Origin of the sequence: Pseudomonas sp. Mn2068 (assembly GCF_049319725.1) — a bacterium.
GTDB lineage: Bacteria > Pseudomonadota > Gammaproteobacteria > Pseudomonadales > Pseudomonadaceae > Aquipseudomonas > Aquipseudomonas gingeri.
In genome coordinates this window covers 952919-974590 of record NZ_JBMOUG010000001.1, presented here as the reverse complement: position 1 = coordinate 974590, position 21672 = coordinate 952919, and the positions used below count along the sequence as shown (strand labels likewise).

Sequence of the window (21672 nt, the reverse complement as noted above, 5' to 3'; positions counted from 1 at the left end):
CCGCTTACAGCTTGCCGTCGACAGCCATCTGCACATAGCTCGGATCAAAGCGCAGCTTGAGATTGCCCTTGTCCCCGCGAGTCACATCGTGGGCGAAGCTCATGCCGACCGCGCTGCTGTCCTTGGCCCCTTCGCCGAGCAGGCCGTGCTCGAAGGAGAATCCGGCGACCTTGTCCATGGTCTTGGGCAACTGCGCGCTGCCGACGAAGTCCAGCATCTGTTGCGGGGTATGGAACAACTGGGTGGTCGCCAATTGCGCCTTGAAACCGGCCAGGTCGGTACCGGAAGCCTTGGCCATGTGTTCCAGGGCCGCGTCGCTGGCGGCGGACTTGCCGTTCATCAGGGCCACGACCTCGAACCAGGCGCCGGTCAGGGCCTTGCCCAGGGCGGGGTTGTCCTTGAGGGTCTGGGTGTTGACCACCATCATGTCGATGATCTCGCCGGGGATCTTGCTGGAGTCGAACACCTGGGTGACTCCTGGCCTGGCCCTGATGTCGGCCAGCATCGGGTTCCAGGTGGTGACGGCCTGGACCGCGTCGGTGTTGAACGCGGCGGAGATGTCGGCGTCGGAGGTATTGACGACTTTCAGGTCCTTTTCCACGAGGTCGACGCTATCGAGGGCGCGCGCCAGCAGGTAGTGGGAAACCGATAGCTCGACCAGGTTGACGTTCATGCCCTTGAGGTCGGCGACGGTCTTGCCGCTGCCCTTGATGACGATACCGTCGTTGCCGTTGGAGAAATCGCTGAGCAGCAGCGCCGTGCTGTCCACGCCACCGGCGGCGGGGATGGTCAGGGCATCCATGTTGGTCATGGTGCAGCCATCGAACTGGCCGGCGGTGTACTGGTTGATCGACTCGACGTAGTCGTTGATCTGGGTGACCTTGATGTGGATGCCGTACTTGCTGGCCCACTTGTCGACGATGCCCTGGGCCGCGGCATACTCCCAGGGCATCCAGCCCGCATAGATGGTCCAGCAGACATTGAAATCGGTCTTGGCGGCGGCGTGGGAAGACAGGCTGAACAACAGGGCGACGCCTGCGGCGAGGAAAGCGGATAGACGGGGCTTTCGCATGGTAGGACTCCAGTTGAGGGTGGACGGACAGGGAGCAGCGCGACACCCGTATCGATGGGTGGTCTGTCTCCCGGGCTTTTATCCCGCCGTGTAACCTCAACTGGAGGTCGTTGGCTCTCGGACCAGTCACTCGCCTTGTAGCGAGCCGGAACCCTAGCCAACTATTGTGTTGCGCAAATTGTGGTGCACTTGGCTCGCGCTACTCCTGCACATCCGGAGTAATGCCAGAGGCGTGCCAGATCGGTATCTTTTGTTTCATTCGCGGCTGGAGCGGGGATAGAACGGGTCTGTCGGGGAGGGCCCCTGCCGTTTTGCCCTGGCGCCATTCCCGGCGTTCGCTCCGAGTTGGGGCGGGTCGCACTCGACTGGTGCGACAGCCCCGTTGGCAGGCGGACTCAGAATTCATCGGTTCCCGGGCAATGGCTCGCCTGAGGCGTGGTGGCGCCTTCCTTGCCTTCCTGCACAAACGCCGCGCGGTGTTCGGCCACCACATTACGCAGGGCGCTGTAGTAGTCCGGCAGGCGCTGCAGGCTGTCGGTGAGCGGCAACAGCGAGGCGCGGGTATCCACGGTGCCGCCCACCAGGTTGATGGTGCCGAGAGTCTGCACGGTATCGCTGTCCCCCAGTGGTGCGACCAGGAAGCTCAGTACTTTCCCGGCGGCATCGCGGCTGTTGCCCGTGCCCAGCAACGGCAGCTCGACGATGGGGCCGTTACCGATCCCCCACACGCCAAAGGTCTGGCCGAAGTCGGCGGTGTGCCGGGGGATACCGATTGGATCGGACACGTCGATCAGGCCGACGATGCCCACCGTGGTGTTCACCGCGAAGCGCCCCAGGGTGTTGATGGAGCGGCGGGGATTGCCCTGCAGCAGATCGTTGATAAACACCTTGGGCTCGCTGAAGTTGCTGGCGAAGTTGTGCACGCCCTGCTGGAAGAACTCCGGCAGGCGCCGATAACCGCGTGCCACGGGGGCCAGGGCGTAGTCGTCGACGGCACGGTTGAACGCGAACACGCCACGATTGAGCGGTTCGGCCGGGTCGTACACCGCGGCGGAAGCCGGTGCGCACTGTGTCTCGCCGGGCCTGGCCGGGGGGCTCGTGCAGCCGGCCAGGTAGGATAGGGTCAACAGCAGCGCGGCATGGCGAGCCAGGGTCGGGGAATACGTCAGCGAGCGCATAGGTACAGTCCAGTCTCCGGAAAAGGGAGGCCGATGCTGGCATTGCTCCCTTGCCCGAAGATGTCTGCTTTATTGCGCCATTGACGCTTTATTGCATGATTGAAATATATGACGGGCCGCTTCGAATGGTTTTAGATGGCGCATCGACAAAACCAAGTGATACCCGCCGGTGAGCCATCTTTTAATCGTGGACGATGACCTTGAAGTCCTCGCGCTGCTGAAGAAATTCTTTCTGCAACATGGCTATGCGGTCGAGACCGCGGCCAACGGAGCGCAGCTGTGGGCGGCCATGGCGCTGAACCCCGCTGACCTGATCATCCTCGACCTGATGCTGCCCGGGGACAACGGCCTGTTGCTCTGCCAACGCCTGCGCCAGCAGTACGCGACGCCGGTGATCATGCTGACCGCCATGGGCGAACTCAGCGATCGCGTGGTGGGCCTGGAAATGGGCGCCGATGACTACCTGAGCAAACCCTTCGATGCCCGCGAGTTGCTGGCCCGGGTACGGGCGGTGTTGCGCCGGGCCAGGGAAAGCCGGCCGCCCATTGGCGATGCTTCGCGGCCGTTGATTCGTTTCGCCGGCTGGCAGCTGGACCTGACGCGCCGCGAATTGCGCTCGCCGGACCAGGTGATGATCCCGTTGTCGTCCGGGGAGTTCGATCTGCTGCTGGTCTTCGTCGAACACCCCCAGCGCGTCCTGACCCGCGAGCAGTTGCTGAACCTGGCGCGCGGCCATAGCCATGACGCGTTCGATCGCAGCATCGACGTCCAGGTCAGCCGCCTGCGGCGCAAGCTGGAGTTCGACACCAAGCGTCCGGAGATGATTCGCACCGTGCGCAATGGCGGCTACCAGTTCACTGTCAGCGTGACCCGCTCATGAGCGGCCGTCATCGCCGCGATACCGTGGCCCGCTGGATTGCCCTGACCATTCTGATCGCCATGTTCACCGCGCTGGCCTTCAACGCGCTGTTTGTCCAGCTGGCGGGCGTCTGGGCGCGCCCGCCGTTGAGCGAAACCGGCTTGCTGGACAAGGTGGCCGTGGTTGTCCAGGTGACCGAGGCGACCGCCGCGGACCAGCGGCTGCGCCTGACCCAGGCGGTGGACGATGCCGACTTCAAGGTCGTCTGGTTGCCTGATCGCAAGACGATTGATGTGCCGGTGCTCGCCGATGCCGGCTTCACTTCCGAGAAGATTTTCAAACGTACGCTCAAGGGGCCGCCACGGCACATGGAGGCCTACGAGCCCTCCGACTGGTCGGGCCCTGGTGGGCACTATGCGCTGTTGGTGGAATTGGTCGATCACTCCTGGCTGCTGTTCACCGCACCGTCGCGCAGCTGGGGCATGGCGGAGGGGCCGCGCAGCCTGGTCATCCTGCTCCTGGTGCTGGTGTCCACCGCCCTGGTCACCCTGATCGCCACGCGGCGCCTGGCCCGGCCCCTGGAAGATTTTGCCCAGGGTGTCCGGCGTTTTGGCGCGGATTTCCGGGCCCCGGCCATCGAGCCGGTCGGCCCCCATGAAATCCGCCAGGCGATCCTGGCCTTCAATGGCATGCAGGCGCAACTGCGACACTTCATCCAGGATCGCACCCAGATGCTCGCGGCGATTTCCCATGACCTGCGCGCACCCTTGACCCGCCTGCGCCTGCGGGGGGAATTCATCGAGGATGTCGAGCAGCAGCAGCGCCTGTTCCGCGATGTCGACGAGATGCAGGCGATGATCAACACGGCCCTGGCGTTCTTCCGCGATGATGCGCGCCTGGAGCAGGGGACCCAGCTGGACCTGGCGGAACTGCTGCAGACGCTGGTGGATGACTACCGCGACCAGTCCATCGACATCCACTTCAACGGCCCGCCGCGACTGGTGTACTTCGGTCGTCCGCTGGGGCTCAAGCGGGTGATGACCAACCTGATGGACAACGCCATTCACTACGGCCGCGAGCCGCTGATCGAGTTGCAGCAACACCCGCACGACGTGATCATCCGCGTGCTCGACCGCGGCCCGGGGATTCCCGTCGACTTGCATGAGCAGGTGTTCCTGCCGTTTTTCCGCCTGGAAGGCTCGCGCAACAAAAGCACCGGAGGGGTTGGCCTGGGACTCTCGACCGCGCGGGCGATCGTGTTGGAGCATGGCGGCACGCTGACGCTGACCAATCGCCAGGGCGGTGGGTTGGCGGCCGTGGTGGTGTTGCCGGTCTAGCACGGATCGCGGCCGTCATTCGCGGGTACTGTCGAGCGTGGCAGTGGAAATCCCGCGTTTGCCATCGATCCGCCGCGCCACCTCCATCGCCGCCTCCAGTTCACTGATGCCCCGGGCCTTCATCAATTCGAACCGCTCGGCCTTTTCCTCCGGCTCGGTCATGGCCATGGTCAGGTAGAGACTGGGCGGTACCGCGCGAAACAGCACCTCCATGGACTTGGACAGAATCACCCCCTCGGTGAATTTCCCGGACTCCTTCCGGGCGGACAGCATCAGCGTCTTCTGGGCATCGGTGAGCGCGCGGAACCGCGCGATCTTGTTGACTTCGTCCGGCGGCATGTTCAGGCAGATCCACCATTCGATCATGTTCAGCATCGGCTCCGCGGCCCTGGGCAGGTCGTCGACGTTCTGGGTGGCGAGCCAGAACCAGGCACCGAGCTTGCGCCACATCTTGGTGATCTTCACCACGTAGGGCGACAGCAACGGATTCTTGGTGATGATGTGCCCCTCGTCGGTGACGTTGATGATCGGCCGACCGAGCATCTGGTCTCGCTCGGCGATGTTGTTCACGGTATTGATCAGCGAGATGTAGGCGATGGAGAGCTGCGCGTTGTAGCCCTCGCGGGCGTAGGTCGCCAGGTCCACCAGGGTGATATCGGCCTCCGGCCAGGGCGTGCCGTCGCTGTTGAACAGGTCGCCGTCGGCGCCCTGGCAGAACATGTCCATGGCGTCGGCCATTTCCAGCAGGCGCAGGCGTCGTTGCTCCGGCAGGCCGGTGTCATGGCCCATGGCACGAAGGGCGTCGCGAACGTCCTGGGTGAGGACGGTCCTGTCCCGGTTCACGCAGTCGTGCGCGGCGTTGATGATGCTCTGGCGGATCAGGCTGCGGTCGGCGCGGGTCAGGCGCTGTTCTTCCTTTTCCTCGCCACCGGTGATCATCAGGCGCGCGGTGATCTCCAGCTCTCCCAGTACATCGCGTTCGTCCTCTTGCGGGCTGTCGTTGTCATCGAGGTCGTCGGCATCCAGGGTCAGGACCTGCGCGGGGCTGTTCACCAGGCGACAGGCATCGGCGAAGGGCGCCAGGCTGACACCGGAGCCGGGCGCGAGCTTGACCCGGTTGACTGTCAGGCCCAGGCGCCGGGCAAAGTCGGCAAACAGGCCGAAGCTGTTGCCGGCCTCGGCGATGAACAGCCGGGGGCGGTACATCGCCACGACCTGGTTGAGCAGGTTGTTGAGGGTGGCCGACTTGCCGGCACCGGTCGGCCCGAAGAGAAACAGGTGGGCGTTCATCTGGCGGTCCAGGCGGTTGAGGGGATCGAAGGTCAGCGGGCCGCCACCGCGATTGAAGAAGGTAAAGCCGGGATGCCCGGTGCCTTCGCTGCGCCCCCAGATCGGCGCCAGGTTGGCCACGTGCTGGGCGAACATCAGCTGGGTGTACCACTCGCTCTGGCGCATGCCCGGGTTGAACACGCAGGGCAGCCAGCGCAGGTAGCTGTTGAGCGGGGCGACTTCATGCTCGTCGCGCACCGGCTGCAATCCGGCATTGAGCATCACGTTGTTGAGCTGCAAGGTACGGCTGTCGAGTTCCCTGATGTCGCGACCGCGCAGGTAGAAGGCCACCGCGCCCCGGTACAGCTTGTGCGCGCTGCCAAGATGCGCGCGGGCCTGCTGCACATCGTCGCGGGTCTGCTCGGACGCCAGGGTGTCGCCGACGGACTTTTTCGCCAGGTGGTTGAGGTGCGCCTCCAGGGTGTCCTGCGGGGTGATCACCAGGGTGATGCAGAGCACCGTGTCTTCGGGCATCTGGTCGAAGAGGGCATTGATGGCATCGCCGCCCTTGGTGGTTTCGCCGGTCAGGTGACCGGTCATGGGCGGGGAGCGCAGGCGATCGAGCACCACCACGCGATGGGGCATGTCGTCGAGGTACCAGAGTCCCTGTTGCACATCCGAGCGCGGCTGCTCGAAGAACAGGCGCTGGGCGAAGTCGCTGCCGCTGGCCAGTGGCAGTTCCTCGTCGGCGGCGTCCGGGGGATAGTCCGCCAGCCGGTAGAAGTCCTGGCGCTGCTGCGGGCTATTGCCCAGCAGTTTCGGGGCGGGGTTGAACCAGCGCAGCAGCCAGCGGTGGATCTGCGCACCGTCCAGGCGCCGTGTCTTCACGCCGGCGTTGCCCAACCCACCGCTCAGGCGCTCACAGAGGCTGTTGAGGGCCTCTTCGCTGGTCTGGCCACGCTGGGGCGGCGTGCCTTTGCCGTGGCGGTACACCACCAGCCGCACTTTGCGGCTTTGCCCGCGCCAGGGCAGCTGGGTCACCACGGTGTCTTCAAAGAGCCCGCCGGGTTGCGACAGGGCCTCGAGGTGCTGTTGAAACATCCGCAGGTAGCACTCGGTGAACGCCGAACCCCGGGCGCGGGGTTGCACATAGTCGCCGAGGCTGTGCAGATAGCCGCCCCAGTCGGTCTCGTCCTGGGCATAGAGCTGCAGCACCCAGGGTTGTTCCTCCAGCTCGTCGAAACTGTCCTGCAAGGCATTTTCCAGGGCGTCGCGGACCGTGCGTAGCCAGCTCGCCTCGCGACCCTCGGTGCCGATGGGCGTCAGCTCGAAGAACGCTGCCACCGACTCGCCGTCCTCCAGCAACAGGCATTGCGAGTCGGGCAGGAACTCCACCCATGGCAGCAAATCGACGAAGCTGGGTGTCGCTGCATAGAGCGCCTGTTCATCGGCCACGGTGGCGGGACGCTTGCGTGGGTTCTCGTGGGGTTTCATCAGTAATCCTCCGTCCGCTCGCCGGGCAGGGCGTATTGCACCCGCTGGTAGAACGGAAAGACCGTGCTGTAGCCGGGCACCGGTACCGGATCGGAGCCTGCCAGGTGGGGAAAGACGTACATCACCAGGTCCGGGTTGGGCAGGCGCCTGAACTGACTGTGTATCTCGTTGCGGGCGGTGCGGGTGTAGGCCGGTTGCTCGGAGGCGCCGTCGGCGAGAGGCCGGCGCAGGGCCAGACGCACCTCTTGCAGCGGATTATTGCCGGGGCCGCGGGCGCCCTGGGCGGATTGCCGGTTCCAGATATCCGCCATGGTCTGCGGGCCATGGGGCAGCAGGTGGTCCTTGTCGGTACTGCAGCCGGCGATCAGCAGGGCGCCCGACAGCAGGCAGGGCAGTGGGTCAATCGAGGGTAGACGCATGGGTTCCTCCAGCGACATGCCGCACCTGGCGGCCGAGGGTTTCGTAATCGATCTCCAGTTGCCGGTCCAGATGCACGGCCACCTGGGCGCCGGGTTGCACGTAGACGGCGGCAAAGGCCTGTCCATAGAGCTTGTTGACCCAGTCACCGATATCTTTCACGCCTCCCGAGAGGATGCTGTTGAGCGCCGAGGGCCCGGCGCCCACGGTCGCTCCGCCGGGCGTGAGCACGGTACTGGCGTCGGCCTTGTCGGCCTCGAGCAGCTTGGCCACGCCGGCCCCCGCGGCGGTGATCAGGCTTTTGGTGCCCAGGTATTGCTGGGCGTTCGAGCGCCGCTCGCCGGCGATGCAGGGCACGCCGTACGGGTCGCTGAGCCAGCCGATGCCGCCCTGGATCCTGCCGGTCGAGGTGCTGGCTGTCTGACTGTTGCCCTGGCGACCGGTGAGTTTCTTCGGCGCGGGCAGTGTACGGATGCGTCCGTCGTTGAAGACAAAGGTCAGGCTGACGATCTGCCCGCGCACACAGGAGAGGGTCCAGTCTCCGGCGGCAGTGCCGCTGATCACCGCTCCCGCGACATCCGGCAGGTCGATGCCATTGGCGGTGAGGTTGTCCGGGCCGATCAGCACCTTGAACGGGTAGGGATCGTTGACCACGCCGTCCACCGGCACCCGACCGATCAGCGCGGTCATGGCGATGGAACCGGTCAGGGTGCTGTTCTCCGGCAGGGTATAGACGGGCCTGGCGGGGGCCTTGTCTTCAGTCTTCGGTCGACTGTCCACCGCGCTGGCGTCGAGCTTGCGCTGGGCTGCCCCTTCACTGAAAGCCGTAGGGAAGCTCAGGCCCTGTGCCGGTTTGCCGGAACCGGCGGGCAGGGGTTTGCCCCGGGCATCGACGGCGGTCGCGTCCTGGGGTTCGGTCCAGACCAGCTCATCGTCGCCGCCGGCGAACTGCCCCTCGTCGCCGGGCTCGAGTCCCAGGCCAATGGGCAGGTCCGCCCCGCGGCTGGCGGTGAATTGCATCGACAGTTTCTGCTGGAGATCGTCCAGCAGGCTTTGCGTCTCCTGGGCGCTCAGCCCGGTTGGGGCCTTGTGCTGCGCCTTCTCCAGTTCGGCGCCGATAATTTGCTGGATACGCTGGTCGATCTCGCTGTCACGACGTCGCAGGCGGGTGTTTTCCTGCTGTTGATCCTTGTTTTCAGAGAGCAGGGCTTTCAATTCCTCGCGCATGGCCTTGGTCTGGGCCACCAGCGTGGCAACCGTGTCATGGGGGGTATCACCGTCGATGCCCAGTTGCTTCATTTCCTCCGCGGTCAGGCGATGGCCGCCGTGCTCGGGGTTCGCGCCGGAGGCGTCCTTGCTGGAGCAGGCCTTGATCACTGCGAAGAACACCAACAGCACCAACGGCAGGATCAGCCATTTGAGCAGGCCGCTACTGTGCATGGTCACCCCCATCCGCGAGGGAAAGAGGACGACCGGCATCCACCGGGCTCAGGTTGGGCAACAGTGACTGCGCCAGGCCGCGACCGCGGGTGACCAGGTAAGCCACGGTGGTGTCGCTGGCCTGGTGTGCCGGGCCCAGGTAAGGGTGCTGGAAGGCGGCGCTGGTGAAGTCGCCCTGCAACTCGCGTGGATCGAGGTTGAGTATCCGCTGCGAGAGGTTCTGCAAGCCGACCGCACTGACGATGTAGTCGTCCAGTTGCCAGGCGCCCAGCAGACGGGCTGTCAGCGGCTGGCCGGGCATCAGGTCCGAGAGATCCAGGTCACGCGTCACCTTCAGCGCGATCACGTCGGGCAAAGGCTCGATGGTGCGCAGCGGGGCATAAAGGCTTTGTGCGGCGTAGCGGGTCAGGACCACCGGTATCGGTGTTTCCCTTGAGCCGCGTGGCTGTGCGGCGGGGTCGCCCGGCGCTGTCGGCACATTGTTGTTCGATGAAGTCGTTGCCACAGTGTCGGCGTAGCGTCTGGGCCTGCCGGGACCCTTGACGATCCGGATGGGTTCGAGGGCGGTAGCGGCCTGGGCAGCCCTTGCCGCGACGTCGATCAGTATGATTTCACCGGTCTGCACGTCCTGCAGTTGCAGGCGGGTGGGTTCGATCGGCGCATTGGCGCGCAGGTAGAGGGTACCGCCGGTACTCTGGATACGCAGCTTGTCGCCCAGTGAACGCGGGACACCGACCCTGACATTCTGGTCGATGAACAGGATCCGTTCCTGGCCGACCTGCAACGGGACAGCCAGTGGCAGGCGTTCCCAGGTCATCAATTCGACGGCCTGGACCGCGCCGCAGCCCAGCCAGAAGGCCGGCATGAGGGCGAGCATGGTTTTCAACCGGGGCATCAGTCATCTCCTTGCGCGGGAGAAGCGGGGTCGCCGGCGGGCCGCGAGGAGGTGGCAATGCGTTGCGGCGCACCGTCGTAGCAGTCCAGGGCCATGCCGAAGGGGTTTTTCTCCGGGTCGACGTCCCGGCGCACCACCTTGAGGGGATAACGCACGAAGGCCTGCTTGACCCGCTCCGATCCGTAGAACTCCTCGGTGGCGAGGTCGAGGTTCAGCAGCCATTGGTCCCGGCCCTGGACCTTGACCCGCAGCTCGGGCGCTTGGGTGTAGTCCCTTTCGGGGATCTCGAAGACGCCCCGGGTGCGACTGCGCAGTTCGCCGGCGATCTGGCGTTGCTGGAAGTCGCTTTCCAGTTGGGACTTGCAGGCGGGTGTCAGGTACGCGGAGAGTTTGTGAATGGCCCGGGGGTAGTCCTTTTCGCCATCGACGGGCCAGCGGTTGAGCTGTTGAAAGATGTAGAAACCGAAGGTATAGACCGACTCCGGCGGGACCTCCCACCACTTGCGGGTGCTGCCCGAGCGCAGGTCGGGCGGAATATTGATGGTCAGGTTCCGTGGCGCCTCCCACCATCCCAGCCCCATGAGCAGGGCGGTGCCGAACAGCAGCCCGCAGCCGGCGCGCAGCGTCTTGACATGGGACTCCAGCCGGGCGATTTCATTCTTGAAGCGGCTCATGGGCGCAGGCTCCGGCGTGTGCTCCAGAGACCGTCGCGCGTCACCAGGCCGGCCGCGCCGATCCAGGAGCCCAGCAGCGGCCAGTGGCTCGCCAGTTGCCATTGCAGGTGCCGATACAACCAGGTCTGGGGCTTGCCGCGCTTGTGACGACGCAGCAGGTTGCCGCCTACGAACAGGCCCAGGCCGATGCAGAGCACGATCCCCGAGGGGACCAGGGCAATGCTCTGCGACAGCGCCGCTGCCGCGCTGCCCAGGCAGGTGCCCGCCAGCGCCGCCACGGTGACGGTGAGCCACATTTCATCGGCGGTGAGGCCCAGCACGATGACCGGCTGGTGATTGAGACGCGACGGCAGGAAGCGGATGGTGCCGTCGGCCAGGAAGTGATCCGGGTCGTGATTCATCGCTGGATCATCCTCACAGTACTTCCGTGCCCTTGGTCAACAACCAGATGATGATCACCAGCAACAGGGCACCCACGCCGCAGGTCAGGCCGAACTGCCCCCAGGTCTTCTTGCCGTTCTGCACCTCGGAGTAACAGCAGTAGGCGTGATAGGCGACGCCGCAGAACGCGGCGGCGGCGATGGCCAGGGCGATCAGGGCGACGATGTCGTAGCCGTGATTCTGCAGGGTCTGGATGATGCCGTTGCCTTCGCCGCGGCTGGGCGCCTCCATCTCGGGCAGGGCGGCGGACACCGGCATTGCCGACCATGCGCCGGCGGCGGGCACCACTCGCGAAAGCGGGCGGACGAGCTGTTTGAAGAGGGAAAGGATGTTCATCGGGTGCCTCCAATGGCGGTGTGTGAAACGGGAAATAATCAGTGCAGCAAGAGCAGGGTGAGCAGGATGTAGATCAGCGCCACCTTGGTCGCCAGGCCGGCGAACTTGCCCTGGGACAGTTGTCCGCCGGCCCAGCCGCGGTAGCCGCTGACCAGGGCCCAGGCGGCGAAGATCAGCGCGATGGCCAGCACCAGGCCAGTCAGCAATCCGGTGCTCTGCTGGGGGGTAAAGCCGCCCATGGCCTGAAAAGCCGAGAGCTGCGATGCACTCATGCTCATGGCGCAACCCCGCCGGAACGGGTGTAGTGACCGGTCAGCTCGGGCAGGACGCGGGGCTGGGCCCGGGACGGGCTGAGATAGCCTTCGATGCCTTGGCGTACCAGTTCCAGGTCGGAAGAGAGACGGCGGTAGTCGAAGCTGAAGCGCGCCTGTTCATCCGTCGGCAGCGCGGCGCTGGCGTTCGCCTGCCGGCTGGCGACGTCGAGCTGGCGCAGCAGTCCGGCCAGGTGCGTGCGTTCATGGGCCGTTGGCTCGGCCAGTGCCAGGGGAATGCCGAGGCTCGCTGCCAGCGCGGTATATCGAAGGGGTCTCAAGGCAATAGGCATAAAGGCGATCCGCTCGAAGAAAGTTCAACGAGCGTGCCGCAGGAAGAGGGCGATGGCAGCCGGAAAACAGGATTGGACGCGGTGGGTTTTACGCTCAGGCCCATCACAGGTATTTCTTGAAGCTGCCGACCGAAATGCTTACCACCAGGCCCAGGGCGGCCGCGGCGGGCAACAGGATCAATAACGGGTTTACGCTCATGGGTAGCGCCGGATAGAGGATCCAGGGCGCGACCGCCAGGGGGGTGATCAACATCTTCGCCCGGTGGTAGATGAACCCCGATTCCCGGCCGGCACCGAACCGGCGCAGATCCCTGCGCACCAGGCCATCCACCACGCCAGTGAAGATCGCCATCAGCATCAGCGGAAGGGTCAGCAGCAGGATCAGTATCCGCGCGAGAAAGGTCAGCACGGCATAGACCGCCGCCAATCCATAGTCCTGCGTGCGTACCCGGGCCTGTTCCAGGTAGTACTGCAGTCCCGTACCGCGGTGTTCGTTCATCCGCGGGGGCTTTGCCGGCAGGTTGATCCCGTTGATCAGGCCGGTCTTCTCGAAGCCCCACTCGTAAGCCAGGGCGATGATCCGGCGGGCGTTCTGTTCCGGCTGATCGAGCAGCCAGCTCTGGTTGAAGCCGGTCGAGATCCAGGCCAGCTCACTGTTCAACATGTCCCGCGAGTGGTGCCAGCCCTCGTCCGGCCAGAAAAAGAACAGGCCGAGCCACTCGCTCGCCACGCTGAAAAACAGCGCCGCCAGCAGGATGCCGAGCAGGCTGAAGGGGAGCCCGAGGAGTGTGCCGAACAGGCCTTTTTCTCGATAGACCTGCTGGTTTTTTGCGGTTTCGCCGGTGGTCGCCATGTTGTCGTTCCCTTCAATGGACCGTGAGGAAATCGTCCGGCAGATCCACCGGCAATGGCGCTCCCACGTCCTGTGTGCCGGTGGTGGTCCACCATTCGCCACCGCCATCGACATAACGCTGGCGCATGTTCGCAGCGAGGGCTTGCAGATCTCCGGGCATGTCTTCATCGGGGTCCGGGGCCGGCAGGGGCATGCGAATCTTCCACAGGTTGCCACCTTCGATCAGGGCGAAGGCTTGTCCCTTGGGCAGGCTGACAATGTGGGCGGGCTCGATCAGGGGGACACTGGTGGAACTGACCCGGTCCTGGGTGTTGCTGGTGAAGTCGGTGCCGCCCGCCGGGTCGGAGCTGTCGGTGGCGCCGCTGACCAGCGTGGTCGAGTACACGTCGACCTTGGGCAACTGGCGGGTCAGCAACTCGGCGGTGGCGGTTTCCCGCACCCGCAACATGAAGAGGTTGTTGAAGTTGCCCACCACCTGGCCGGCCTTGGCCCGGTTGCCGATCCTGGCCTCGATGTCGCTGATGGTCTGGGTGTAGGCGGTGACCTGGATGCCCGCGCCACCGCCCTTGTTGATCAGCGGGATGAACTCGTCGCCCATCAGTTCGTTGAATTCGTCGGCATGCAGGTTGATCGGGGTTTTCTGTTCCCGGGCGTTGTCCGGCAGGCCATCGTCGAGGCCGAACTTGTAGAGATGGCCGGCCACGGACACCAGGTCGGAAAACATCGAATTGCCCACTGCCGCCGCCACTTCCGGGTCGGACAGGGCATCGAGCCCGACATAGACGATCGCCCGCTTCCGAATGACCTGCATCCAGTCGAAAATCGGCCTGGGATCGTCAAGGTCGCTGTAGTCGGGCGAGATCAGTTCCGCCATGCGCCCGGTGGTGAGTTTTTCCAGCAGGGGCAGGAGCGAGGCGACGATCTTGTCGAAGTAGGTCTTGTCGTAGCGCACGGCCGAACGCAGCCCGTCCAGCACCGGATCGGCCACCCGTGTGCGGGAAAGGTACTGGTCAATCGCCGTCACCCGTTTCTGTCGGCCGCGCATGTTGTGGGGCGTGTTCTTGTCGTTGAGGCTGGCTTCGAGGGTCGCGATGATGTCCCAGGCCCCGGGATCACGCTGGGCAAAGTAGTGCCCGCTGTACTCGATGAACAGGGCGTCGATATTGATCACGTGTCGCTGGATCTTCAGGTAGTCCGGGCGCACCCCCAGGGCCACCAGCGCCCGCGCGATGATGTTGACGAAGCGCCAGGCGAACTCGCGAAAGGCGGCGCTGCTGCCTTCACCCGAGAGCTGCCCGGAGATCCGGCTGGCGACTTCGGAGATACGCCCGAAACGCCCAACGGCGTTGTAGCGTGCGGAAAAGTCCGGCCACCCCAGGTGGAACACATAAAACTCGTCGCCACGCCCGGCCCGCTGGGCTTCGACATACATGCGCTTGAGCAGGTCGGCGTCGCCCTTGGGGTCGAAGACGATCACCGGTTCGAAGTGACAGCGATCGCCGGCGTCCCTCCTGCGACGGATGTCCTGGGTGATGAACAGCTCTGCCAGCCGGGTTTTGCCGACCCGGGTCGTGCCGAGCACAAGGCTGTGACCCACGCGCTCGCCGAGTGGCAGCGAGACCTCGACTTCATTGGGCTCGACCCCATGCAGCCGGGGCGAACCGCCTACCGGCGGCAATGGGCGGAACGGGTTGAGCGGGCTGTCCCAGGCGCTGACGGCGGGGATCAGGCTCAGCGGGAAGGGGGCTTTTTCCAGGCGTTCTTCGAGCCTGCGGACCTGCTGGAACAAGGCAGGCGGTTCCACGTAGCGACGGAACTCCGGCCGGTAGGTCTGCAGCAGACGCTGGGTGTGCCGCTGTTCCCACTTGAAACCGCTGCCGATAAACAGTCGCCGGTTGCTGACGGGCACCTTCCTGCTGGTCATCACATAGCGTGGCAGCCGGCGGATATTGCGGCGATAGCGCAACACCAGCAATGCCTGGCGCAGGCGAATCCAGCCGAACAGGAGAAAGAACAGGGACGCCACCGCCCCGAACAGGGGTGTCAACGCCAGCGACCAGGGCGCGAGCAGGCCCAGGCCGGCGCCGGCCACGCAGACTGCCACGGTGTACAGCTCCACGGCCGGACGCAGCAGCGCTTCGATGGTATGGGAGTGGGTCATGGCTATTGCTCGATACCGGTGGCGGTCACCAGCACGGGGTAGTGTTCGAGCCCCAGCCGGCGTGCCAGGTCATCCGCCGCGGCCGGCACCATCGTCAGGCCCGCGCCCAACTGGCGCAGCTCGGCGAGTGCCTGTAGCCGCTGCACGCTGACGACCAGGCCGACGGCGCCGAGATCACGCAGTACCGCTGCCCGCTGCTGCAACCAGCGTCGTGACAGCTCGTCATCGCCCACCAGGAAAACCGGCTGCAATCCGGGTACGTGGTGCACGCGAGGATCGATGTGCCCGGGGACCAGGGATTCGGACTGCACCGGCAGCATGTCCGCCTCGCCATAGGCCGCCAGGCGAACGGGCGGTAGCGCCATCGCCTTTGCCGACAGAGCGGACGGCGACGGATTGAGCGAGCGGTAATAGGGCAGGGCAGAGTCTGCGCCCAGGTCTTCGACAACCTTCAGCCCGGCCTGTGTGCCATGGGCCAGCAGCAGCGCCATGGCGCTCACCAGATGGGGGGATTTCATGGTGTATATCTTCCTTGAACGGCGCCGAGGGTGACTCGGGCCAGATGACGGGCAAAGGTTTTGCGATAGCGTTCGGCGGGTGCGCCGCCAGCAGGACGGTGATAACGGCCGGCCGCCGTTACCCAGTCGATCTCCGCGGTCTTGTGCTCAAGCAGCAGTGCGGTGGCGACGCTCAGGTTGCGGTAGGGGTCCAGTGCCTCGCAGGGATGAGCGAAATGCTCGCCATTCCAGCCCAGGTTGATCTGCCCCAGGCCGGCATCGATCCGCTTCGCCCCGACCTGGTCGATGGCCCGGAGCAGGGCGTGGCAGGCCGATTGCCGGTCGGCATAGCGATAGGGCAGGCCGGCCACATTCAGGGTCCAGGGCCAGGGTCGCAAGCGACCCCGCAGCGAGGCGCCGCTTTCCTGCAGGGCCAATGCGTACAGCACTTGCGGTGGTACCGGCGTGCCCTGGGTGGCCCACCGGTAGGCCAGGGGGGGCAACGACGCGGCGGTCACCGGCAACGCCAGCAGGCAGCCGCCCGCCAGGGCGCCGAGCAAGACCAGGCGACCAGGGTTCATCGCCGCTGCCATCGGCCATTGACGGCCTGCATGACGGCCGGAAATGTCCCGTTGTCGCCCTGGCGCTGCCAGTGTCCGGCATCGTGGTTGAGGGTGATCTCCCGCAGGCGCACCTTGTGTGGTTCAATCCCGGCCGTTCTCGCCCATTCGCGGATGAGCGCGTCATTGCCTCGACTGTCGACCAGGTACAGATCGAAAGCCTGCCGGTCGTGCTGAAGCTGGCGGACGCGCTCGACACAGCCCCGACAGTCCGTGGTGACGAACACCGCCAGTCGTCCCGCCGGCACGACGGGCGACATCAGTGGCGGCGGGTTGGCAGCGATCAGGTTGACCGGCAACTGGTCGGGGTAAAGACGCTTGTAGGCCTGATCGTAGGCGTTCTGGTAGGCCATCAGCTTTTGCAGTCGCGTCACCTCGGCCTGTACCTGCAACTCGGCATAGCGCTGCTGTTCGGTGCTGTCCCGCGCTTCGATGCCCAGCGCGGTCAGCGGGTCGAGGTTGGGCGAGTAGATGCCCAGGGGGCCCTCCATCACGCGGCGGAAACGCTGCCATTCCTCCTGCTTGAGTCCCCAGTCGGCAGCCCGTTCCAGTTCCAGCTGGCGTACCTCGCTTGCCTGGTGACGGTCGCTTTCGACGGCCTGCCGTTCCCGTGTCTCGGCCTGTGCCACGGGCAGTAGCAATAGATAGGCTGCGCTCAATACAGCCACGAAAGTGTTCACGTTCATGCTGTGGCCCTCATTGAATCGAGACGCTCAGGGCGCTGCCGTCAGGCCGGCGCCATAGGGCTTTGCCCGACTCCAGGGTATTCAGGCGCCAGCCCGAAAACGCCATGCCCGGTCGCAGCAGCTCGATGGCGGCAAGCTGCGGCTGCCCGCTGGGCGCCACCGCCAGGAAGGATTCGCCCCCACGCGACTCGAGGCCCACGATGGTGAAGGGCGGTTGTACGGCAGCGGTGGTTTTCCTTGCGCGTGGCCTGGCCTTCGAGCGGGCTACGGGTTCGCCACCGGCCGATGTCACTGACGCCGTGGCGAGGGCGGGAACGGAAGCCACCGGGTGGCTTTCCAGGCGGGCCTTGAGCGTCAGCAGGGTGCCTTCGCTGTTTTCCACCCGGGCGCCCAGCGCGGCCAGGCCCGAGGCCAGGGTATCGACGGAGCGGTTGCCCGTCTCCAGTGCGCCGAGGCGCTTGAGGAGAACCTGTTCAGCGCGTCGGGACTCGGCCTGCAACGCAGCGCTCGATTGCCGCAAGGCCTCCAGCTCGGCGTCGACCGTTTGCAACTGCTGCTGCAGGCTTTCCAGATGATCGGCCGAGGGGCGCGAATGCACCTCTGTCGACAGTGTCGAGAGCTTGCCGCCCAGATACAGCGCGATGCCCGCCAGCAGGGCCAGGGTCGCGCCTTGAACAAGTGCGTTTCGGCAAGGGCGCGCCATTATCGATCTCCCGCCGGTAACGCCGCGGACAAGGGCATCGCGCTTGTCGGCAAGCGTGTCAGGCGTACAAAGCAGATCCGGCGGGCGTACTCGTCCACCTCCAGTCGCCAGGCCTGGCCCGCCAATGTCAGCAGGGCATTGCGCACCGTGACCGGCCCCAGCCGGTAATGCGCGGCGGGCAGCGGATGGGCATACAACACCCGGATATCGCCGGCGCCCCCCGCGGGTGCCGGGCACAACCCATATCCCGACTGGCGCAGCACATGGCCCATGGCTTCCTGGACCGTCGGCTTCGCTCCCTCGGGGATGCGGATATCGATGACCTGGCTCAGCAGATCCAGCTGATCGCTGCGTGGCCTGGTGTCGGCCAGGGTATAGCGATCGATACGCAACAAGCCCGCACTCTCGGCGCGCAACGCCCGCTCCTCGGACACCTCCGGCGCGGGCCGCGCATCCGGGATCTCGGGCGATGCGCAGCCCGACAGCACGGCGGTCAACGGAAAAGCGAGTGTTACAGCGACGACCAATGGCCGGGTAGGAAAGCAAAACATCCAGGTGTCCTCACGCAGTGATAAGGACACGGTGGCAAATCAGGGCGGTGGGTGCCGCAAGGAAACTGGATCGCAGAGGGCGGCATTTTCAGGAGCCGGTCGGCGCGGTGCCATCTTGTCCGGCTGTGAGGCCGATGTGGTTTTTTAGGCCAGGTCGGCGGGGCCGGTGTAATGTATCGGAAAATAACGGCGGAGCCCCCCATGTCCGATCAACCTGCGTTTCGAAACGAGTTCGATGATAATCGTTTCCGTCTGCTGGTCGATGCGGTGATCGACTATGCGATCTACATGATCGATCCCCAGGGCATTATCGTCAGTTGGAACAGTGGGGCCAGGCGCTTCAAGGGGTATCAGGAGACGGAAATCCTCGGTGCGCATTTCTCCTGCTTCTACACCCCTGAAGACCGCCGCGACGGACTTCCCGCGCGGGCCCTGGACACTGCCCTGCGTGAGGGGCGATTCGAAGGCGAGGGCTGGCGGGTCCGCAAGGACGGCACACGCTTCTGGTGCCATGTGGTGATCGATCCGATTCGCGATCCACGGGGCGGCCTGCTGGGCTTCGCGAAAATCACCCGCGACCTGACCGACCACAAGCTCGCCGAGCAAAGCCTGAAACAGAGCGAGCAGCAATTTCGCCTGCTGGTGCAAAGCGTTACCGACTACGCCATCTACATGCTTGACCGCGAAGGGCGGGTCAGCAGTTGGAATCTCGGCGCGCAGCGCATCAAGGGGTATACGCCGCAGGAAGTCATCGGCCAGAATTTCTCGCTGTTCTACACCGAGCAGGATCGCGCCAACGGCGAGCCCCGGCGGGCCCTGGATATCGCCGCGAGCGAAGGGCGGTTCGAGAAGCAGGGCTGGCGGGTCCGCAAGGACGGTTCGCGGTTCCTGGCCCATGTGATACTCGACCCGATCCGCGCCGATACCGGCGAGATCATCGGCTTTGCCAAAATCACCCGCGATATCAGTGAGTCGGTCGAGGCGCAGAAAAAGCTGGAACTGGCGCGCGAGGCGCTGTTCCAGTCGCAAAAGCTCCAGGCCATCGGCCAACTCAGCGGCGGTATCGCCCATGATTTCAACAACTTGCTGACCGTCATCCAGGGCAACCTCGAACTGTTGCACAAGCGTGTCGACGGCGATCCGAAACTCTCGCGGCTGGTGGACAACGCGTTGCTCGGCACTGCCCGTGGCGTCTCATTGACCCAGCGCATGCTGGCCTTCGCCCGGCGCCAGGAACTCAAGACCGAGGCCGTGCACCTGCCGCAACTGGTGGCCAATCTCCTCGAACTGTTATGCAGTTCGGTGGGGCCGCAGGTGGTGGTTCAGGCCCGACTGCCCGAGCAACTGCCGGCGGTGGATGTCGATGTCAACCAGCTGGAGCTGGCATTGCTCAACCTGGTGAGCAATTCCCGCGATGCGATGCCGGCGGGCGGCACTATCCGGATCAACGCCGAGGTGCGCGGCAGGACCGGTACGCTGCCCCACGATGACTACGTGTGCCTGTCGGTGATCGATGATGGCGAAGGCATGGATGAGCAGACCCTGGCCTACGCGGCCGATCCGTTCTTCACCACCAAGGGGGTGGGCAAGGGGACCGGCCTGGGACTGTCGATGGTCCACGGCCTGGCGGAGCAACTGGGCGGGCGGCTGGTGCTCAAGAGCAGCAAGGGCCAGGGCACCACTGCCGAACTCTGGTTGCCGATGGCGACCGATGGCATCACGCGGCTGCCATTGCTGCCCGAGAAACCGCACGGCCCTGTGTTCAAGCCCCTGACGGTCCTGGTGGTCGACGATGACAGTCTGGTCCTCAACAGCACCATGCTGCTGCTTGAGGATCTGGGGCACCGGGTGATCTGTGCGGTTTCCGGTGTCCAGGCACTGCAGTGCTTCGGGCAACACCCGGATATCGACCTGATGATCACCGACGTGGCCATGCCGCAGATGGATGGGGCGCAGTTGGCCGAGGCGGTGCGCCAGTTGTATCCCGCGCTGCCGATCATCCTGGTCACCGGATATGCCCAGCACCTGGAGGGCATGGCCCTGCAACTGCCACGGATCCTCAAGCCCTATAACCAGTTGCAATTGTGCGAGGCCCTGGCGCAGGTCATGCCCAAGGACACGCCGCCAACTGCCGATCTATCGGCCCCGGTGGCTTGAGGCAGACCCTGGCGTGGTGCCGTTCGCTTGCCCTGCGCTGATAAACCACGCCGGCGCAGATCTGTTTTGCCCTGGAACCCGGCCCTGCTGAGGGGCAAAAGACGGGTTGGTTCTCCAACAGGGATAACGCGCCGAATGTTCTGGCGATCGAAGTCGAAAAAGGCGGCCACTTCCGGGGCCATCTCCACGCCTGGCCATCTTGTGCCGAAGCCGGCCGCCGAGTTGTTGTCAACGCCTCGCCGACGCCAGTTGCTGGAGCACATCTGGCAGCGCACCTCGTTGTCGCGCAATCAGTTTGCCGATCTCTACCTGCGCCCCATCGAGCGCTATGCCGAGCTGGTCCAGCAATTACCGGCCTCGCAAAGCCGCCACCATGCCTACCTCGGTGGGATGCTCGATCACGGCCTGGAAACCATGGCCTATGCCCTGAAGATCCGCCAGTCGCATCTGTTGCCGGTGGGGGCCGATCCGCAAACCCAGGCGCTGCAAGCCGAAGCCTGGAGCGCCAGCATCGCGTATGTGGCGCTGCTGCACGACGTCGGCAGGATCGTCGTCGACATGGACGTGCATCTGGCGGATGGGGCGGTGTGGCATCCCTGGAATGGTCCCATCCGGCGTGAGTATCGTTTCAGGTATTCGAAGGCGCACTCGCAGATGCTCCACGGTGCGGCGACGGCGCTGCTGTATGCGCAGGTGCTGCCCGTCACGATCCTCGACTGGTTGAGCGCCTACCCCGAACCCCTGGCCGCGCTGATCCATGCCCTGAGCGGGCATTGCGAACAGGCGGGCATTCTCTCGGAGATACTCGTCCAGGCCGACCAGGCCTCGCGCGCCCTGGAGCAGGCCGTGACGCCTGCCCGGGAGCCGGGGGGGCCGAGGCCGTCGGCGCCTCCCGAGCGCTTGCCTCGCCTGGAATCGACCGATGAGGGAGTGAGCGACGAGGACCTGGGGCAGGTCTTCATGACGTGGCTCCGCCAAGGCGTGCAGAGCGGGGCGATTGCCGTCAACGAGGCCAACGCCAAGGTCCACGGCGTGGCCGGCACGGCCTTGCTGGTGACACCGAAGATCTTTCAGCGCTATGCCCGGGAGCATCCCGACGTCGGGCGAATAGCCAAGGAGCAGGGCGTAGGGGACTGGCAGTGGATCCAGCGTTGTTTCGAAAGGCTGGAGCTGCACCGCAAGCGAGCGGATGGCCTGAATATCTGGGCCTGCGAGATGCAGGAGCCGCGCAGGACCAGGCGTCTCAACGGTTATCTGCTGATCGACCCCTCATGGCTGTTCAGCGAGTTGCCGCAGGACAATCCCTGCCTGCGGCTCAAAGAGGTCCGGCCATCCACCTGTGACCCGGCAACCCCGCAAGCTGCAACGACACCGGACGGCGGGTGTGCCGTCCGGTCTTGCGATGCCGCAAGCTGAGGGATCACGCAG

The 21672-nt window shown here is 65.1% G+C and carries 22 protein-coding genes and 1 riboswitch; of the genes, 4 read left to right on the top strand and 18 right to left on the bottom strand.

The genetic code is table 11. The features are described 5' to 3' along the window. Nucleotides 1-4: 4 nt before the first annotated feature. Both ACL9RJ_RS04200 and ACL9RJ_RS04195 read right to left on the bottom strand, forming a co-directional pair. The gene (locus ACL9RJ_RS04200) at nt 5-1072 is read right to left on the bottom strand and encodes a putative urea ABC transporter substrate-binding protein (RefSeq protein ID WP_017127510.1); all 1068 of its coding nucleotides are present in this window, start codon (nt 1070-1072) and stop codon (nt 5-7) included. A gap of 65 nt (nt 1073-1137) precedes the next feature. Then, nucleotides 1138-1240, bottom strand: a riboswitch (guanidine-I (ykkC/yxkD leader). Between the two features lie 227 nt (nt 1241-1467). Then, nucleotides 1468-2250 carry an MlaA family lipoprotein gene (locus tag ACL9RJ_RS04195; protein WP_017127509.1) on the bottom strand — a complete coding sequence of 261 codons (783 nt, stop codon included), beginning with the start codon at nt 2248-2250 and terminating at the stop codon, nt 1468-1470. A gap of 169 nt (nt 2251-2419) precedes the next feature. Here ACL9RJ_RS04195 and ACL9RJ_RS04190 point away from each other — a divergent pair, with 169 nt between their 5' ends. Then, nucleotides 2420-3130: a response regulator gene (locus tag ACL9RJ_RS04190; RefSeq protein WP_042935946.1), complete on the top strand. Its 711-nt coding sequence runs from the start codon at nt 2420-2422 to the stop codon at nt 3128-3130. Continuing rightward, nucleotides 3127-4446 carry a HAMP domain-containing sensor histidine kinase gene (locus ACL9RJ_RS04185; protein ID WP_422764917.1) on the top strand — a complete coding sequence of 440 codons (1320 nt, stop codon included), beginning with the start codon at nt 3127-3129 and terminating at the stop codon, nt 4444-4446. The genes ACL9RJ_RS04190 and ACL9RJ_RS04185 overlap by 4 nt, the downstream gene beginning before the upstream one ends. Before the next feature lie 15 nt (nt 4447-4461). Here ACL9RJ_RS04185 and ACL9RJ_RS04180 read toward each other — a convergent pair whose 3' ends face one another. From ACL9RJ_RS04180 to ACL9RJ_RS04105, 16 genes are all read right to left on the bottom strand, one after another. Continuing rightward, a complete protein-coding gene (locus tag ACL9RJ_RS04180) occupies nt 4462-7209 on the bottom strand; it encodes a conjugative transfer ATPase (RefSeq protein ID WP_103032862.1) in 2748 nt (915 codons plus the stop codon). Next, entirely contained in the window at nt 7209-7628 is a 420-nt protein-coding gene (locus ACL9RJ_RS04175) for a TIGR03751 family conjugal transfer lipoprotein (RefSeq protein WP_017127506.1), read from the bottom strand. Before ACL9RJ_RS04175 ends, ACL9RJ_RS04180 begins: the two co-directional genes overlap by 1 nt. Continuing rightward, nucleotides 7609-9066: a TIGR03752 family integrating conjugative element protein gene (locus ACL9RJ_RS04170; RefSeq protein WP_042936013.1), complete on the bottom strand. Its 1458-nt coding sequence runs from the start codon at nt 9064-9066 to the stop codon at nt 7609-7611. The genes ACL9RJ_RS04175 and ACL9RJ_RS04170 overlap by 20 nt, the downstream gene beginning before the upstream one ends. Beyond that, nucleotides 9056-9961: a TIGR03749 family integrating conjugative element protein gene (locus ACL9RJ_RS04165; protein WP_218176142.1), complete on the bottom strand. Its 906-nt coding sequence runs from the start codon at nt 9959-9961 to the stop codon at nt 9056-9058. Before ACL9RJ_RS04165 ends, ACL9RJ_RS04170 begins: the two co-directional genes overlap by 11 nt. Further along, entirely contained in the window at nt 9961-10635 is a 675-nt protein-coding gene (locus tag ACL9RJ_RS04160) for a PFL_4703 family integrating conjugative element protein (protein ID WP_017127503.1), read from the bottom strand. Before ACL9RJ_RS04160 ends, ACL9RJ_RS04165 begins: the two co-directional genes overlap by 1 nt. Further along, nucleotides 10632-11036 (bottom strand): TIGR03750 family conjugal transfer protein, encoded by a 405-nt coding sequence (locus tag ACL9RJ_RS04155; protein ID WP_017127502.1) that lies wholly within the window; start codon nt 11034-11036, stop codon nt 10632-10634. Before ACL9RJ_RS04155 ends, ACL9RJ_RS04160 begins: the two co-directional genes overlap by 4 nt. Nucleotides 11037-11049: 13 nt before the next feature. After that, nucleotides 11050-11412, bottom strand: a complete 363-nt coding sequence (locus tag ACL9RJ_RS04150; RefSeq protein ID WP_017127501.1) for a TIGR03745 family integrating conjugative element membrane protein — start codon at nt 11410-11412, stop codon at nt 11050-11052. Between the two features lie 38 nt (nt 11413-11450). Beyond that, a complete protein-coding gene (locus ACL9RJ_RS04145; protein WP_042935940.1) occupies nt 11451-11690 on the bottom strand; it encodes a TIGR03758 family integrating conjugative element protein in 240 nt (79 codons plus the stop codon). After that, complete coding sequence (locus ACL9RJ_RS04140) at nt 11687-12016, bottom strand: RAQPRD family integrative conjugative element protein (protein WP_017127499.1); 330 nt, start codon at nt 12014-12016, stop codon at nt 11687-11689. The genes ACL9RJ_RS04145 and ACL9RJ_RS04140 overlap by 4 nt, the downstream gene beginning before the upstream one ends. Before the next feature lie 103 nt (nt 12017-12119). Continuing rightward, complete coding sequence (locus tag ACL9RJ_RS04135; protein ID WP_103032863.1) at nt 12120-12869, bottom strand: TIGR03747 family integrating conjugative element membrane protein; 750 nt, start codon at nt 12867-12869, stop codon at nt 12120-12122. A 13-nt stretch (nt 12870-12882) separates the two neighbouring features. Continuing rightward, nucleotides 12883-15030 (bottom strand): type IV conjugative transfer system coupling protein TraD, encoded by a 2148-nt coding sequence (gene traD, locus ACL9RJ_RS04130; protein ID WP_017127497.1) that lies wholly within the window; start codon nt 15028-15030, stop codon nt 12883-12885. A 2-nt stretch (nt 15031-15032) separates the two neighbouring features. After that, complete coding sequence (locus tag ACL9RJ_RS04125; protein ID WP_017127496.1) at nt 15033-15548, bottom strand: integrating conjugative element protein; 516 nt, start codon at nt 15546-15548, stop codon at nt 15033-15035. Continuing rightward, entirely contained in the window at nt 15545-16120 is a 576-nt protein-coding gene (locus tag ACL9RJ_RS04120; RefSeq protein WP_083875399.1) for a lytic transglycosylase, read from the bottom strand. The genes ACL9RJ_RS04125 and ACL9RJ_RS04120 overlap by 4 nt, the downstream gene beginning before the upstream one ends. Continuing rightward, nucleotides 16105-16833 carry a TIGR03759 family integrating conjugative element protein gene (locus ACL9RJ_RS04115; RefSeq protein ID WP_017127494.1) on the bottom strand — a complete coding sequence of 243 codons (729 nt, stop codon included), beginning with the start codon at nt 16831-16833 and terminating at the stop codon, nt 16105-16107. The genes ACL9RJ_RS04120 and ACL9RJ_RS04115 overlap by 16 nt, the downstream gene beginning before the upstream one ends. A gap of 10 nt (nt 16834-16843) precedes the next feature. Beyond that, nucleotides 16844-17536 carry a hypothetical protein gene (locus tag ACL9RJ_RS04110; protein WP_017127493.1) on the bottom strand — a complete coding sequence of 231 codons (693 nt, stop codon included), beginning with the start codon at nt 17534-17536 and terminating at the stop codon, nt 16844-16846. Continuing rightward, a complete protein-coding gene (locus ACL9RJ_RS04105; protein ID WP_042935932.1) occupies nt 17536-18087 on the bottom strand; it encodes a hypothetical protein in 552 nt (183 codons plus the stop codon). The genes ACL9RJ_RS04110 and ACL9RJ_RS04105 overlap by 1 nt, the downstream gene beginning before the upstream one ends. Before the next feature lie 201 nt (nt 18088-18288). Between ACL9RJ_RS04105 and ACL9RJ_RS04100 the strand changes: the two genes are divergently transcribed. After that, a complete protein-coding gene (locus tag ACL9RJ_RS04100; protein WP_017127491.1) occupies nt 18289-20244 on the top strand; it encodes a hybrid sensor histidine kinase/response regulator in 1956 nt (651 codons plus the stop codon). Between the two features lie 135 nt (nt 20245-20379). Next, on the top strand, nt 20380-21660 hold the full coding sequence (gene mobH, locus ACL9RJ_RS04095; RefSeq protein WP_422764916.1) for a MobH family relaxase: 1281 nt from the start codon (nt 20380-20382) through the stop codon (nt 21658-21660). Nucleotides 21661-21672: the final 12 nt, after the last annotated feature.